This is a genomic window from Solibacillus sp. FSL W8-0372 (assembly GCF_037969735.1).
Lineage (GTDB): Bacteria > Bacillota > Bacilli > Bacillales_A > Planococcaceae > Solibacillus > Solibacillus faecavium.
The window spans coordinates 1,399,173-1,414,543 of the sequence record NZ_CP150204.1 but is presented as its reverse complement, the minus strand read 5'-3'; the positions used below and the strand labels follow the sequence as shown (position 1 = coordinate 1,414,543).

At 35.1% G+C, this 15,371-nt stretch carries 17 protein-coding genes; 3 read left to right on the top strand and 14 right to left on the bottom strand.

Annotation, left to right across the window (positions count from 1 at the left end):
- Positions 1-25 precede the first annotated feature (25 nt).
- From MKY13_RS06860 to MKY13_RS06850, 3 genes are all read right to left on the bottom strand, one after another.
- Positions 26-850, bottom strand: a complete 825-nt coding sequence (locus MKY13_RS06860) for a cytochrome c oxidase assembly protein (RefSeq protein WP_339215956.1) — start codon at positions 848-850, stop codon at positions 26-28.
- Positions 843-1,322, bottom strand: coding sequence for a DUF2243 domain-containing protein (locus tag MKY13_RS06855; RefSeq protein WP_339215954.1), 480 nt, complete (start codon positions 1,320-1,322; stop codon positions 843-845). The genes MKY13_RS06860 and MKY13_RS06855 overlap by 8 nt, the downstream gene beginning before the upstream one ends.
- Positions 1,323-1,505: 183 nt before the next feature.
- Positions 1,506-2,831: an amidohydrolase family protein gene (locus tag MKY13_RS06850; protein WP_339215952.1), complete on the bottom strand. Its 1,326-nt coding sequence runs from the start codon at positions 2,829-2,831 to the stop codon at positions 1,506-1,508.
- Positions 2,832-3,296: 465 nt separating this feature from the next.
- Between MKY13_RS06850 and MKY13_RS06845 the strand changes: the two genes are divergently transcribed.
- Positions 3,297-3,794 carry a GNAT family N-acetyltransferase gene (locus tag MKY13_RS06845; RefSeq protein ID WP_339215950.1) on the top strand — a complete coding sequence of 166 codons (498 nt, stop codon included), beginning with the start codon at positions 3,297-3,299 and terminating at the stop codon, positions 3,792-3,794.
- Between the two features lie 71 nt (positions 3,795-3,865).
- Here the strand turns inward: MKY13_RS06845 and MKY13_RS06840 are convergent, their stop codons facing one another.
- The 3 genes from MKY13_RS06840 to MKY13_RS06830 form a co-directional block, all read right to left on the bottom strand.
- The gene (locus tag MKY13_RS06840) at positions 3,866-4,408 is read right to left on the bottom strand and encodes an NADPH-dependent FMN reductase (RefSeq protein WP_339215948.1); all 543 of its coding nucleotides are present in this window, start codon (positions 4,406-4,408) and stop codon (positions 3,866-3,868) included.
- A 103-nt stretch (positions 4,409-4,511) separates the two neighbouring features.
- Entirely contained in the window at positions 4,512-5,039 is a 528-nt protein-coding gene (locus MKY13_RS06835; protein WP_339215946.1) for a YceI family protein, read from the bottom strand.
- 211 nt (positions 5,040-5,250) lie between these two features.
- Positions 5,251-5,583 carry a DUF2500 domain-containing protein gene (locus tag MKY13_RS06830; RefSeq protein WP_339215944.1) on the bottom strand — a complete coding sequence of 111 codons (333 nt, stop codon included), beginning with the start codon at positions 5,581-5,583 and terminating at the stop codon, positions 5,251-5,253.
- Positions 5,584-5,760: 177 nt separating this feature from the next.
- On the opposite strand from MKY13_RS06830, the gene MKY13_RS06825 reads away from it, so the two are divergent.
- Complete coding sequence (locus MKY13_RS06825; RefSeq protein WP_339215942.1) at positions 5,761-6,468, top strand: metal-binding protein ZinT; 708 nt, start codon at positions 5,761-5,763, stop codon at positions 6,466-6,468.
- A gap of 117 nt (positions 6,469-6,585) precedes the next feature.
- Here the strand turns inward: MKY13_RS06825 and MKY13_RS06820 are convergent, their stop codons facing one another.
- Positions 6,586-7,110 (bottom strand): AAA family ATPase, encoded by a 525-nt coding sequence (locus tag MKY13_RS06820; protein WP_339215940.1) that lies wholly within the window; start codon positions 7,108-7,110, stop codon positions 6,586-6,588.
- A 194-nt stretch (positions 7,111-7,304) separates the two neighbouring features.
- Here MKY13_RS06820 and MKY13_RS06815 point away from each other — a divergent pair, with 194 nt between their 5' ends.
- Complete coding sequence (locus MKY13_RS06815; RefSeq protein ID WP_339215937.1) at positions 7,305-7,979, top strand: VOC family protein; 675 nt, start codon at positions 7,305-7,307, stop codon at positions 7,977-7,979.
- Positions 7,980-8,433: 454 nt separating this feature from the next.
- Here the strand turns inward: MKY13_RS06815 and MKY13_RS06810 are convergent, their stop codons facing one another.
- The 7 genes from MKY13_RS06810 to epsC form a co-directional block, all read right to left on the bottom strand.
- A complete protein-coding gene (locus tag MKY13_RS06810) occupies positions 8,434-9,615 on the bottom strand; it encodes an MFS transporter (RefSeq protein WP_339215935.1) in 1,182 nt (393 codons plus the stop codon).
- A gap of 227 nt (positions 9,616-9,842) precedes the next feature.
- Positions 9,843-10,436, bottom strand: coding sequence for a hypothetical protein (locus tag MKY13_RS06805; protein ID WP_339215933.1), 594 nt, complete (start codon positions 10,434-10,436; stop codon positions 9,843-9,845).
- 266 nt (positions 10,437-10,702) lie between these two features.
- On the bottom strand, positions 10,703-12,052 hold the full coding sequence (locus tag MKY13_RS06800) for an IS1182 family transposase (protein ID WP_191701905.1): 1,350 nt from the start codon (positions 12,050-12,052) through the stop codon (positions 10,703-10,705).
- Positions 12,053-12,552: 500 nt separating this feature from the next.
- On the bottom strand, positions 12,553-13,146 hold the full coding sequence (locus MKY13_RS06795; protein ID WP_339215931.1) for an aspartyl-tRNA synthetase: 594 nt from the start codon (positions 13,144-13,146) through the stop codon (positions 12,553-12,555).
- A 215-nt stretch (positions 13,147-13,361) separates the two neighbouring features.
- The gene (locus MKY13_RS06790) at positions 13,362-13,496 is read right to left on the bottom strand and encodes a hypothetical protein (RefSeq protein WP_339215929.1); all 135 of its coding nucleotides are present in this window, start codon (positions 13,494-13,496) and stop codon (positions 13,362-13,364) included.
- A 167-nt stretch (positions 13,497-13,663) separates the two neighbouring features.
- Positions 13,664-14,098 (bottom strand): hypothetical protein, encoded by a 435-nt coding sequence (locus MKY13_RS06785; protein WP_339215927.1) that lies wholly within the window; start codon positions 14,096-14,098, stop codon positions 13,664-13,666.
- A 309-nt stretch (positions 14,099-14,407) separates the two neighbouring features.
- Positions 14,408-15,337 (bottom strand): serine O-acetyltransferase EpsC, encoded by a 930-nt coding sequence (epsC, locus tag MKY13_RS06780; RefSeq protein WP_191699316.1) that lies wholly within the window; start codon positions 15,335-15,337, stop codon positions 14,408-14,410.
- Between the last annotated feature and the right edge of the window lie 34 nt (positions 15,338-15,371).

The following is a 15,371-nucleotide window of genomic DNA, read 5'->3' as shown; positions in this document are numbered from 1 at the left end:
TCATCGCTTTATTTTTATATTATTTCTATACCTTAAGCTCAACACCTGAAGTTCTACGAGGTTTTGCTGATTTGTACCATTGCCAGCAGAATATTATAATGAGCACTATTTCAATCCAATCCCCTGCATAATACATAACCATACTCCCCATTTCTGCCTCTTGCCGAGAAACTCCAGCCGGCGGGTTTGCATACATATATTTTGCCAAAATATCATGCCCGGCTATTGCAGCAATTAATACGATTGCCCGAAATAGGTAGGAATACTGATGATGGACAGGATCGAAATAAATAATTGAAATTGTAAATACATAGCCAGCTATAAAGAAATGCAAATGAACAAATAAGGCAAAAAATGCATTTTCATGCATAAGCATATATAAGTCTGTTGTATATAAAAGCCATAGACCGCCTACATTTAATATTGCGGCAGTTATAGGATGAGAGACAAATTGGATCACCCGGCTTTTTAAAATATCCGTTATCTTACGCCCCAATGACGTACTCACCGCTCTAAGCAATAAAGTCATCGGTTTGGCGATCGCCATAAAAATCGGTGCAACCATGCCTATTAATAAATGACTCACCATATGTGCCGTAAAATTAGTATGTGCGCTGTTTGCCAACGGTCCGACAACTGAAATAAGTGCAATCAACATCGCCAACACCCAAAAAGCGGTACGAGAAATTGGCCATTGTTTATAGCGCTTATTCGTCATTATGGCTACGATAATATATGCCGCGCCCAATAATACAAAAAATAAGCCCAGCAAATATTGAAGGTTCATTCCCGGTAATGATTGACTATGTGTAGCATGCCCATGACTATGAAGCAAATATAGACTATTCATTTGCAGTCTTCTCTTTTAAAGTACTGTTTTTTGAAGAGCGGAACAATAGAAAAAGACCGATTAGTAAAATGATTAGCGCACTGACATTCCATACAATATCGTAGACGATGACATTGTCGACATAGCGAATTTGGTGAATTCTCATCCACTTATGCTGAATAATGCCGTCATACAACTGGAATACACCTATCCCTAATAACACACCGCCTAGCCACCGTTGAAAGATCAAGTCTTTTCTACGACGTAAATCTGCAAAAAGAAATAAACCCGCAATTGTTGCAAACCAGCTGAAAGCATGGAAAATGCCATCGGAAATTAAGCCAATATCGGTAGTTGATTTATCATAGAAATGATGCCATCTTAATAACTGGTGAAATACTGTTTCATCAACAAAGGCAATGAGACCGACGCCAAATAAAATTCCTGACCACATATTCCGGCGAGAAATTCCTTTCCCGTTGTTATTTTTCATGTCACTTTAGAGCCCCTTTCCGTGAAATTCGTTACATGTAATCTCTCCAAATTCACAACAACATATTCGATAGTAGAAATTCCCCTATTGCTCGATTGACTAAACCTCAATAAACTAAATTAAGCAGGTGTAACCTTTTAAATGGTTACACCTGCTTTTCTCTTTAATATAAATAAATTTTTATTACTCTACTTTTAACCCTAATTTCTCAAATTCTTTTATTAGATCATTATTATAGATCGTCATTTCTTCTTCTGATGGAATTGCCTCTAGCAGCTGTTTTGTCGAATAAACAGCCCCTCCTTTTACTAGACAATCTATTTTCATTGTATTTTCAATTTGACGTAAAGGATCCTCATCCAATATTAAAATGTCAGCAATATAATCTTCCTTTATTTCACCTAAATTGTTTATTTTTAAAGCCTTCGCTGCATTCATTGTTGCTTGTTGAAGGGCCTCCAGCGGTGTAAATCCTGCGTCAACAAATAGTTGCAGTTCACGGTGCAATGCTAAACCGGGGTATGTAAATATCCCCGCCGGTGTATCTGTTCCAGTCACTACAGTGCCGCCCATTTTAAAGTAAATATAGGCAATTTTTTGGATCATTTTTGTTTGAATTCCAAATGATGACTGACCCGATTTTGTTTGTGCGCCAGGCAGCCAATGCTTAAACAAATAGTCCATTTCTTCTATGTGCTGTACAATTTCATGATTTGTCGTCCAATAGTCTTCTGCCAATCTCATTTGATCATACAAGACCATTGTTGGACAAAGTTTAACATCCTTCTCCAGCAACTGTTTACAGACGTTCGTTAATTTTTCTTCATCTGGGTTGTCCCACGGTATTGAATCCCATACCTCTTTAGGGGAATTCCAAGTCCATTCCGGATACATTGCCTGAATTATTCCAGAACTATGCTCAAGCCAGTCGATCCCCATATTTGCAGCATCTATTGCGTTTACCTTTTTGGAGTGCAAAATATCACTGCTTACTTCCAATTCATGTTTCTTCGCCTCTTGAACGACAACCTCCATGAACTCGGCATCAAGCCATCCGTATACTTTAATAAAATGTGCACCAAGCTGAACTTGTCGATCAACCTCTTGTTTAGCAAGTAAAACGTTATCCACATTAATATTGTAAGCTGTATCATCACCCCATAAGCCAGGCGGTCCATCAATCATGCGATCTGCCGATATAATACGAGGCTCATAGTCTTTTCCATCCGCATCAATAAACGGCTTTAATTCGATTATGCTCCCAGCTGTATTTCGAACAGTTGTAATACCTGCCGCTGTAAAATAATTAGCAAAGTGCTTTTTTATATGGACATGCATATCAATGAGTCCTGGGATTAACCATTTTCCAGTACAATCAACTATTTTTGCACCTTCTATATGTAGATTTGAATCAATTTTTTTAATGATATTTTGTTCAATGTAAATATCCTGTATTTCATAATTGCCGGTTTCCATATTTAATAAAAAACCATTTTTTAATAGTAACACTGTCATCAGCCTCCCTGTTTTTTAAATTTTAGTTTACTTCCAATATTTTGTAAATAATAGAAATTCCTATAGTAAATGGGTTATCACTGTAACATGGGGAGGATTATCAAATAAAAATTTTTTCAGTGCCTCCCTAAAATAAGGGTAGATTTTACCGTTATTTTAATGGTGTAGTTCATTTTTAGAATAAATAAGGGAACGTTTTACCGTTATTTAAAATAAAATCGTGAAATTTCATGTTTTTTAGGGCAATAACGGAAATTGCTTCCCTTATTTTCACTATTTTTTATGTTTTTTTTGAAAATAACGGAAATTCATTCCTCTATTTACCTCCCGCATTCCCATCTCCCTCTACCCCTTTTGCGCTAGAGAATTGTTTGGAGGACTCAATTTTTTCTCCCAAAAAACTGTTAAACTAATAAAAGGAAAAGCAATAAAAGCAGACACTATTTTTAAAGGAGCGATATGATGCTAATAAGACAGGCAGTTGAAAGTGATGCACCGAAACTTATTCCAGTTATGAAGGATGCTGAAGAATCTGGTTTTATGCTGTATGGACCTGGGGAAAGACAAATGAAGGAAGAGCCTTTAATTAAATTTATAAACACACTGAATAATGCACCTAAATCGGGCTTCTTTGTCGCAGAAGATAACGATGAGATTTTAGGTTATCTTCTTCTCAAAGCAGAAAACTTATCAAGAACTTCCCACCGTGCCATGATTGCAATTGGTGTACATAGTAATAGCCGCGGAAAAGGTGTTGGCTCAAAACTGTTCGAACATATTATAAACTGGGGAAAACAGGTGCAGCTCCACCGATTAGAATTAACCGTCATCGAAACGAATGAACACGCAATTAAGCTTTATCAGAAAATGGGGTTTGAGATAGAGGGGATTAAGAAAGACTCCTTACTAATTGATGGACAATATGTAAATGAAATATATATGGCCAAATTGCTTTAACCACGTATTTTTTGAATGCTGAATAAAAATTGAACTAGCATGCGCAATAAGCACATGCTAGTAATTGGTAATTATCGGATTGTTTTTAAAGCTGTTGCCCAAGGAATTACTTGGTCTAACATTTGATTTACGGAATCCACTTGAACATCTTTCGGTTTGAAAGTAGTGCCATTTTCAAAATCCGTGAACAATGATAATGCCGGGTGTACGCGTACATCTGCAACTGATAATTCGCCTAAAATACCACGTAAATGTTCGGCAGCACGAGCACCACCAACAGAACCGTAAGATACAATACCTGCTGATTTATTGTTCCATTCCACGCGTAAATAGTCTAATGCATTTTTAAGTGCCCCCGTGATCGAATGGTTATATTCTTGAACAATAAATACAAATCCATCTTGTTTTGCAACCGCTTCAGACCATGCTGCTGCACCTGATGCGTCTTTGCCCGGTTCACCTAGTAATGGTAAATTAAAGTCCGCAATATCAATAATTGTATAATTTGCGTCCCCACGTTTATCTCCAAGCTCTTTTACCCATGCACCTACTTGTGGACTAACACGACCTTCACGAGTTGATCCTAAAATAATGCCAATATTTAATTTTTCCAATTTATTTCTCCTCCACTCTGTTGTCTAGCTACCAACAAATTTTGTTATTCAATACCCGTAACGATTATAAATATTCCCTTATTAACTAATAAATATTCTACGTTTAAGCTGCAGGGTTTAATTCAAGCTCGACCTTAATTTTGATGTCTTTTCCTACTAATACGCCACCTGTTTCTAAAGCTGCATTCCACGTTAGACCGAAATCTTCTCGGTTAATTTTTGTTTCGGCTTCAAAGCCATAAACTTCAACACCCCAAGGATTTACACCTTTACCCCCAAATTCAACGTCGAATGTTACTGTGTTTGTAATCCCCTTAATTGTTAAATCTCCTGTTACCTTATAATCGTCTCCGGCTTTAGAGATATTTGTAGAATTAAAAAGAATTTCTGGATATTCGTCTGTACTAAAGAAGTCTGGTGATTTTAAATGATTATCACGGTCTTCATTATTCGTGCTAATACTCGTTACATTAATTCCAAATTGAATCGATGCTGTTGTTAAATCCGTTAAATCTGCTGCCTCTACATCTGCAGTATAGCTATTAAAGTGCCCCTTCACTTTAGATACCATCATATGTTTTACTTCAAATCCAATTGTTGAATGTGATTGATCGACTGACCATTTTGTCATTTTATATTCTCCTCCATTTTATCTCGATTTCAAGATATATACTTAAAATAAAATTCCGAAATCTAATATCTCGAACTTGAGATAAATATAACAAATGCTTTTTAAATCGTCAAGTACTTATTTTTAAAATAATCAAAAAATGCTCAGACGCTCTTTTATCGAGATCAGCCTGAGCAATTTTATTCTTTTCTATTACACTAAAAAACCAACATTATCCTTGGCGTTCAAAAGAAATATAGCGTGTACCTTGAAATGATAATAAACCAAGATCTTGCTCCACTAGCATTCCATACTCATTACCCTTAACTTTTAATTCCATTCGGTCTCCGCTCTGTACTTCAAAAGTTACATAATAAGTAGTGCGCGAATGATCGCCTTGAACATGAATCCGCTTTGAGGCAACTTCGGCTGGCACCGTAAGAAGTGGAGAATTATTATTTTTAAGCCCCTCTTTAATATTCGAAATTAGGATGAAAATAATAACAATAAATATAATGCCAAAAAATATCGGGAAAATCGAAAACATAATATCTCCAAAAAACATATGAACACTTCCTTTCTATTTTTTATACGTTCATAGCCTAAAAGAGTTTCAATAATTTCAGCATTTTCATAAACACCTTCCACAAATAGTAACGATTACTATTTGTGTTGACAACAGTTAATATTGCATCTATAATCAATAATCGTAATCATTACTATTTAGAAAAGAGGCAGGAAAATGAAAAGTATAGCATTAAAAGGGTTAAGTGTTTTACTCCTAAGTTCGTTGTTAGCAGGATGTCAGTCTACTGAAACTAAGGAAGTCGAAAATAGACCCGAAGCAGAAACGAAGGCAGTCAATAATGAATCATCTAAAAGCGAGCATAATCATGCGCATGATGAAGACGCAGAAAAAATTTACGCTGGGTATTTTGAAGATAGTCAAGTACAAGATCGCGCACTTTCCGATTGGGAGGGTGATTGGCAATCTGTGTACCCTTATTTACTAGATGGCACACTAGATGAAGTATTTGAACATAAAGCACAACAGAATGGTGATAAAACAGCCGAGGAATATAAAGCGTATTATGACATCGGCTACAAAACAAATACAGAACGTATCGTAATCGAAGGAAACAATGTCACATTTTATGAAAATGGAAAAGCTTTCACTGGAGAATATGAAGCAGATGGTTATGAAATTCTAAATTATGAAGCTGGAAATCGTGGCGTACGGTTTATATTTAAACTAACAGAACCGGCAGACAAATTACCACAGTATATTCAATTCAGTGATCATAGTATTTCTCCTACAAAAGCGGATCATTACCATATATATTGGGGAGACGATCGAAAAGCATTATTGGAGGAAGTAACAAATTGGCCTACATATTTCCCTAGCGATATGGACGGACATACAATAGCACATGATATGATTGTACATTAATTTTATAGAGCAGCAATAAAAGGAAACCTTCGAAAGTTGGTTTCCTTTTATTTTTCCAATTATGATTTATAAATACATTGGGGGTTGATAATGCACACATCAAGCCCCTTCTCTTTTTTAACTATTAATGTAATTAAGCACATCATCTATATATGTATGTAATGGATTATCTGTTTTCACGGTAAGGCATGATAGATTAGCAGGTTTTTTACTATTTTTTATCGTAGTATAGAAAAGATCTTTATTTTCCACCTGTGCAATTTGGCTGATTTTTTTCATTCTATTTTTTAAACGATTATTAATTTCATCAAAATCGGCTAAATAACATTCAATATACTTATATTTCGCATTATAGGTACGGGATATTGCCATTGCCTTTTCAATCATCTCATCGTATAGGCATGGGCTATCAAGAATGACATTTTTCCCTTGTGACAAATAAAAATCAACTAATAAAAAATCGATATTATATGAAATTTTCCCTGCCAGCTTCCCATCCAGTTGACTATCATTTACCGAATTCAGCAATGCAGATTTAACAATATCATGATCGACAATGACACAATCTATTCTATTTGCAATTTCCAGTGCTAATGTAGATTTCCCCGAGCCTGGGAACCCGGACATTTGTATAAAAAACATTACTACCCCTCACCTTTTTGGAATTTTTTATTGTAACTATAACAAGCACATATTTGTTTGTAAATTCCTCTTTAAAATTCCAAAAGATTAAATTAAAGCAGCATAAAATTAGTCCCTTCAATCAAAAGCCGTATTTCTTTTTGGATATACTACATGTAAGATAATCTTCAAATAAGGGAAGAAGGTGCATTACTTTGAAATTTAAAAAGGTATCACTTCAAACAAATGATTTAGAAGTAATGAAAGATTTTTATAAAAATAATTTGGGCTGTACATTGGAAAATGAACTTGCAGACAGCTTTGAAGTGACATTTGGCTATACAACGATTGAGTTTAATAATCGCAATGTTAAAGGAAATCCATTTTATCATTTTGCGTTCGATATTCCGTCCAATCAATTTCTAGAAGCAAAAGAATGGGCTATTAAGCGAGTAACTCTATCTACTGAAGATGGTGAAGATGACGTTTATTTTGAAAATATTATGGCTCATTCTCTTTATTTCGAGGACCCTGCAGGCAATATTTTGGAATTCATCTCAAGAACCAAAGATAATCCAACAAGTGAAACCCCTTTTTCTATAGACAATATTATACAAATGTCGGAAATGAGTTTAGTCGTTGAAGATAAAGTCATCGTAGCAGAAGAATTGAAAAAAGCAGGCATTATTGAACGTAATGGGGAGAAAATTAATCACACTGGTTTGAATTTTATGAGCGATAAAAATGGAGCAGTCTTTTTACTGCTTGTCTCACCAAATAGAAGATGGTATTTCTCTGAAAAGGATGCTGTTATTTTTCCAATGACAATTACTTTGGAAAATGACGTAAAGCTGGGTATTGATGAAAACGCTCAATTTTTCTTAATTTGAATGTTTAAACAAAAATACAGCGAGCAAAAGTCATGTCCTTCATCTCGTAACGGGTTTGGTTGATGGGGATAAAAACATTAAAAAAAAGAAAGGACACGCTAATTAGCATATATTTAGACAGTAAACTCTCTATATAAATAGCGATTAAAAACGCTCAGATTATTTCTGAGCGTTTTTTAATGAAATATTTTAACTCTAATTGGAATTACTTCGAAAAATGCGAATTTACAACGATAAGGATATGCATGATTTATACAAGAAAAAAATGACGCAACATTCCCCAAAATACGCTCAAACCATTTACAATAATGACTTTTAGTAAAAGTGTATAAAACAACGCATAAACAATGTACCAATAGGAAAAGCAGGAACGTTGATTTAACAACATTTCTGCCCTATTCGCTTTTTACCAAACTTGCATTTAGGAACGTTTTTTTTATATTTAATGTATGATTTATACAAATCTTTTTTGCACATAACCAAAATAAATAGTGGACAGTAGTAAAATTAGCCCCGAACCAATGAAAAGCCACTGAACAGAAAAGATAGTTGCTAACGCCCCTGCAAGCAATGTTGATAAACCAAATAATAAAGATGTTAATACACCTTGGGCACTATAAACTTTCACGAGTTGTTCATCCGTTGCTTTTAATTGTAGCCACGTACCAAGTAGAATGCCTTTGAACTGATCAAAAACTCCGAAAAATAGACTTAATATTAGTGCTACTATTGCAATTTGGTTTAATCCAAACGATAACATCACAATAGCAACAGCAACTGATGAAAACAATACGATATTTTTTAAATTCCTCTCGAAAAATTGGTCAAATTTAGTGAAAATAAAACCACCAATAATCAATCCAATGAAGAAGGTTGTATTAATATAACCCCACCATGCCTCAGATACATGTAGTACATCAGCCACAAAAAGATACATAATGGCTGCGACCCAAACGACATTTGCAATGGATTCAAGGATAATCATTACATGAATCGTACGGAAGGAATGATTATCCCAAATAAGTTTAAAGCCCTCTGTTAGTTCCTGTTTTTTAGCAACATTTAATTTTCTTTCGAATGGCGTATTGTCTGTAACGAACAAAATAAAAAATGTAGAGAGAATAAAAAGGATTAATGTCATCCAAATCACTATTCCCCCACTAGTTGCTGCCACAAGTATCCCGCCAAGTGCCCAACCACCAAGCCGTGTTGATTCATCAAGCATTGATAAAATTCCATTTGCACGTAGAAGCTGTGAATTTTCTACGATTCGAGGAATAAGCGCAGTACTAGCTGGTTGTGCAAACCCATCTAAAAAAGCGACTGCAAAAATGATTATTAGCATAAAGGATAATGACAGTGTATAAAGCGAACCTACTGCCAAAATCAACAATAAAATCGTTTTTAATGCTTGCGAAATAACAAGTAATTGTTTTAAACGGTAACGATTAAACAGTAGAGGCGCAAAACTGCTACTAATCATGCGACCAGCCATATTTAAAAATGGTAATAGTGCCATAAAGAATGGTGACTCACTTGCTTGATATAAAATAGAAATTAACCCGACGATATAAAAAACGTCACCTAAGTTGGCAAATAATTGACTAATCCATAAATAATGAAACGATTTTTTCATCTTCACTACCCTTTCTTGTGTTAAAAATTCAAAAGGTAGTTAAAGTTACACTCGTATCTCCTCCAATTCACTCCGATACACCACTAGCTAACATTTAAATATAAGAACAAAAAAGAACTGTAATTATCCATTTTTGGCAGGAAGATGAAATGTTTATTTTAATTATAACGTAAAAATTATGCATTTAAAACAAGTTCCCAAACCGTCGTTTGGGAACCTTATCGTGGTTAAAACCAATCTTCAATACATGTAATGGATTTTTCAATTGTATTAAGTTGAACTTTCTTACCAATCGCTAATGGAAACATTGGATGCGTATGTGAACAGTCCACATCCGCTAAAACCGGAATTTTTCTCCCATCCAATTGTTCCAATAAAAAGTCTAAAGGTTGCTTGCCGGTACCAGCATCATCGTATTGCTCATGTTTTCCGAGTATGATGCCACCTACAAGGTCTAAAATGCCATGTAATTTCAGCATCGCGATATTTTTTTCGATAACGGAAGGGTGTTTGATTGTATCCTCAATCAGCAGGATATCACCGTGTTTAATTTTAGGAAAGTAGGGTGTACCAATAAAGCCATACATTGCATTATTATTCCCACCAATTAATCGTCCTTCTATAATGTCAGGATTCAGACCTATCCAATCGTTCGGATACAGCTTTTTTGGTCTCTCAAAATTTAACCAGTTCACCATTTCATCGGACCAAAATGAAGGACGTTCAATTTTGTAGGGAGCTTGCGGCGAACAAAAATAGTGTTCACAGTATGTATACGTATTTTCTTGATTTAAATGTTTAAACAAAAATACAACGAACAAAAGTAATGTCCTTCATCTCGTAACGGGTTTGGTTGATGGGGATAAAAATATTAAAACAATGTAAAGGACACGCTAATTAGCATATATTTAGACAGTAAACTCTCTATATAAATAGCGATTAAAAACGCTCAGATTATTTCTGAGCGTTCAGGTTGTCGACAAAAGGCATCGAGAGCTCGTCTCTCGATGCCTTTTGTCATTTCTTTTATCAAATTAGGCTCCGAAGTTCTGTAAAAGGGCTCCTCTTCGAGGGAAGATGCCCTCATCTAAGCTCCTTGCCAAGTCCATGTGGCAAGTTTCTTCAAGTTCATGGCAGCAAAAGTAAGCATCGCCTGCATGGACAATTTTTTAAGGCCTCTTAGCGTTGTCCATCGCATACCATGCTTCTCTTTCGCATCCGCAAAGACACGCTCAACCGTCTCTTTTCGTTTTGCATAAATGGATTTAATTTCATGATGATGACGAAGATGTTCGGCTTCTTCTAGATAATCTGCCCAAATATGTCGCTGAATCATTTTCGTATGATTTTTACTTTCCGTACATTGTGCTAGAAATGGGCAATCTGCACAAACCGCTGGATTCGATTTGTATTGGCGATAGCCTTCTTTCGTCGTCGTTGTATAGCGCAACATCTGGTCATTCGGGCAAATATAGCAATTATAGTGCTCATCATAGACATACTCATGTTTACGGAAGAAGCCATCTTTCGTTTTCGGTCTTGTATAAGGAAGAACAGGCAACATTTGATTTTCTAATAAAAAGTTCGTAATCGCAGGTGTTTTATAAGCCGCATCCGCAGCAACAGCCACAGGCTTTTTCACACGATGAATGACCTTTTCAACAAGCGGTTGCAGCATATGACTATCATGGATATTGCCCGGTGTCACAATCGTACCTAATACAAAGCCACGTTCATCTGTCGCTGCATGAAATGAATAGGCAAATTGTTTTGTCCGTTCGTCCTTCACATAGTAACCACTTTCAGGGTCCGTTGTGCTCTCTTTGATTTCTTTCCATTCTTCCTTTTCAAACTTCTCCGGTGGAAACGGCTTTTTCCCGTTCTTTTCACGGTCTATGTTTAACTCTTCTTGTAGCTTTTCTTCATAAGCACGTGTCTCTTTTCGAACCATCTTCTTATCAAATTTTCGTTTATTCGCACTTGCCTTAACATGCGTAGAATCAATAAAGATATGGTCAGCTGATAATAAACCCGCATCCACAATTTCTTTCAAGATGCGATAGAAAATCTGTTCAAATACATCTGTATCCTCAAAACGCCGTGTATAATTTTTGCCAAACGTTGAGAAGTGAGGCACTTCTGTATGAAAACCGAAGCCTAAAAACCAGCGATACGCTACATTCGTTTCAATTTCCTTAATCGTTTGACGCATCGAACGAATACCAAAAACGTATTGAATCATTGTCATTTTAAATAAGACAACAGGATCAATACTTGGTCTACCGAAAGGTGAATATAAGTTTTCAACTAATGGATATACAAACGAAAAGTCAATGGCTGCCTCTAATTTACGTACGAGATGATTTTCTGGGACAAGTTGTTCAATCGTCAACATTTCTAATTGATTACGTTCATTCATTTGGTTTTTAGTCATCATATCGGGACACCTCTTTGATTTAGATAAACTATATTAGAAAGAATAGATCAAGTTGATTGGAATGGAAGGGGCGACTTCTGCGGGAATAGCGGGACTGCCGATACACCGCAGGAGCGTAGCGACGAGGAGGATTGGCACCCGCCCGCGAAACGCGTCCCCTGGAATGGAAATCAACGGTTTTCATCATTTAAATTTATTTTAAAACAAAAAAGACTGTAGGCAAACTCGAATTTCTTCGAGTTTGTCTACAGTCTGAACGCTCAGATTATTTCTGAGCGTTTTTTAATAAAACATTTAACTCTAATTGGAATTACTTTGAAAAATACAGATTTACAACGATAAGGATATACATGATTTTATGCAAGAAAAACAATGACGCAACATTCCCCAAAATACGCTCAAACCATTGTCAATATTGACTTTTAGTAACAACATTTCTGCCCTTTTCGCTTTTTGCCAAACTTGCATTCGGGAATATTTTTTAGGTTTGTTTTTATATGCTATAAATCAATTTCCTCTATCACTTCCTCGGTCGTGTTATTAATTAGTCTGATTTTACCTTCTTCTAAAGCAGTATCGATTTCAAAGTACCAAATGTATAATCCTGCTAATTGATATTCTTCAACAACTTCAGTAGGTAACATTTCTAAATTTAAGATTTTAGCACTTTTATCACCAAGTTGAATCAATAAGTCATCACTATCTTTAATTAATCCGAAAATTAGATTTTCACCATGTCCTTGGTAACCGTTTAAATTTTCATAATTTCTTTCATAATCCATAGGACTCCATGAAAGAAACTCTGCTTTCCATCCGAAAAGCCCTTTTCGTACATATGTAGCTCCTAGATTATTCTTGTCTTTTATGAAAAAGAAAAGTGCATTTCTATTTATTTTATAAGCTGGAATTAACACTAAATCATTTTCAACAGCAAATATAGCTTCTTGAGGTTTTGAATAGGAGTTAGATTTTCCGGAAATTATCCAAATAACAGTAATGAAAATTGCTATCACGGTAAATGCGTTTACTGCTTTTTTAAAAGAGCCTTGTTTCATTTGAACACCTCGTTTACTTATTTTACCATGAAAATCCATTTCTTTAAGAGTCTATTTATACGTTACAGCCATTCAGGAAGTGAATCGAACAGTCCTAATTTCTCACAACGTCTCAGAGTGTTATTTACTTAAAAAAACAGCGACAAACACTGTTTTAAGTGCTATCAAACTTCATTTGGGAACATTAATTAGATTCTTTTTGTATTCTCATAAATCATTAAACATTGATTAAGGATACTATTTAATGAATGTCTTTATTTTTTTTGATTTATTTCTTTGAGTAAAGCAATAATTTCTTTATCACGTTTACCATTTTCTCTTAATTTTGCATCAATAGATAAACAAGAAATGGCTATAATGACAACCCCTATAGTGATAATAATTTCCAATGTTCTAAACACCTACCTCTACACCAAATAGTTTTAACTTACTTTACCAATTTATAAAAGTTTTGAATAGAAGTAGAACTATTTATGGTTTCATTGAAAAACGCACCAAAAGCATTGTTTCGGAATGTTTCGTATACCTCTATATAAGTATGACACTCTTTGAATAACTAAATATCAGAACGTAAATTAATTTTTACAATCATCTCAATAATAGGTGGGGTGAACGTTTCTGGAATCATTGATGAAGGCAAACTCCCAGTATGATTTGTTAAACCGAATGACGCACCCTCTATGTCAATCCAATCTAATTCTCTAACATTGGGGATTTCGCCAATAAAATGATAATCTGCTACATAATAATAGGTACCGTCATTATTTTCACAAGCTCGCCATACTTCGGCTTCTTTCCTCGGGTCAATGCCAAACTGTTTAAAAAACTGTTGAATTGCTGGAGTTGTATGAACAATTGATTTAGCATAGAAAGCACAATCTGAACAGCCACAATGTTCTTTTTCAGAAACTAGAGGAAGTTCCTTATATAATGCTTTTGTTTTCTGAATATCTACATTCACAATTTGCCCATTTAAAATAAATTGTTCCATCTTGAACGCACCTTCCTTCTTTTAAAAATCCACTTTATTGTACTAATTATAGAACATTCTCAAACCAACCTTTAATTTCCAATGGCAGTGCAGGTGTTTTCATGGTTCCGTTAAATTTAAAGGCGTAATCCAATTAGCACCTGTATTTATGCGTTCTTGCTAAAAAGGGTATTAAAAGTTATGTTAAATCTAGTTTGATTTAATTATAAAAGTTAATATAACAACAAAAAGAAAGACACAAATTCATATGCGAATTGTGTCTCTAATTACTATATACGAACTCGTTTTTCAGCTCGTTGTTTTTTACTATTAAATTTCGTACTCTATCGCTACTTTTTTACTGTTACTAATGTTTGGCGATGGCTGAGAATTGTATACACGTGAATATGGTGGTACAGAATGAGTCATCCATATATTACTTCCTAAAACCGTGTCATGGCCAATAGTCGTTTTTCCGCCTAATATCGTTGCACCGGCATAAATTACGACATTATCCTCAATGTTTGGATGACGTTTAATCCCTTTAATCGGGTTACCGTTCTCATCCATAGGAAAACTTAATGCACCCAATGTAACCCCTTGATAAATCTTCACGTTATTACCGATTGTGCACGTTTCTCCAATAACAACCCCTGTTCCATGATCAATGAAAAACGAATGCCCAATTGTTGCGCCTGGATGAATATCAATTCCCGTTAACTGATGCGCATATTCAGACATTATTCGTGGAACAATGGTAACATTCATTTTGTAAATTTCATGTGCGATACGGTGAATAAAAACGGCCCGTACAGATGGATAGCTCAGCATAATTTCTTCTGTTGATGTAGCGGCCGGATCTCCGTTATAGGCAGCCTGAATATCTGTTTGAATCGTCTCGCGAATAACTGGGAAAGAATCGATTAAATTCATAACTACTCGATCAGCTTTCTCCCGGCATTGACCATCACAATTATCAAAGTTTTGGTAAATTAGCACTGTCTCAATAATGTCCCGTAAATCTAAAGCTGATTTTCGCAAACTATTATTTACACTCATTAAAGTACGTGCTTCATCTACAACACCTTGGTTATTAATAGCCGGGAAAAAAATCTCATAAAAATTATCTAAAATTTCATGGATTTTATCTCGTCCAGTAAAGCCAATAGATTTTTCTATTTCTATATGTTTTTTGTTATATTCAATAAGCTTAGTAGCAATTAATGATGTTTCATTATTTAACCATTCTTCAATTTTCATCTTTTTGAACCCCTTATCCTTTTTATCATACATC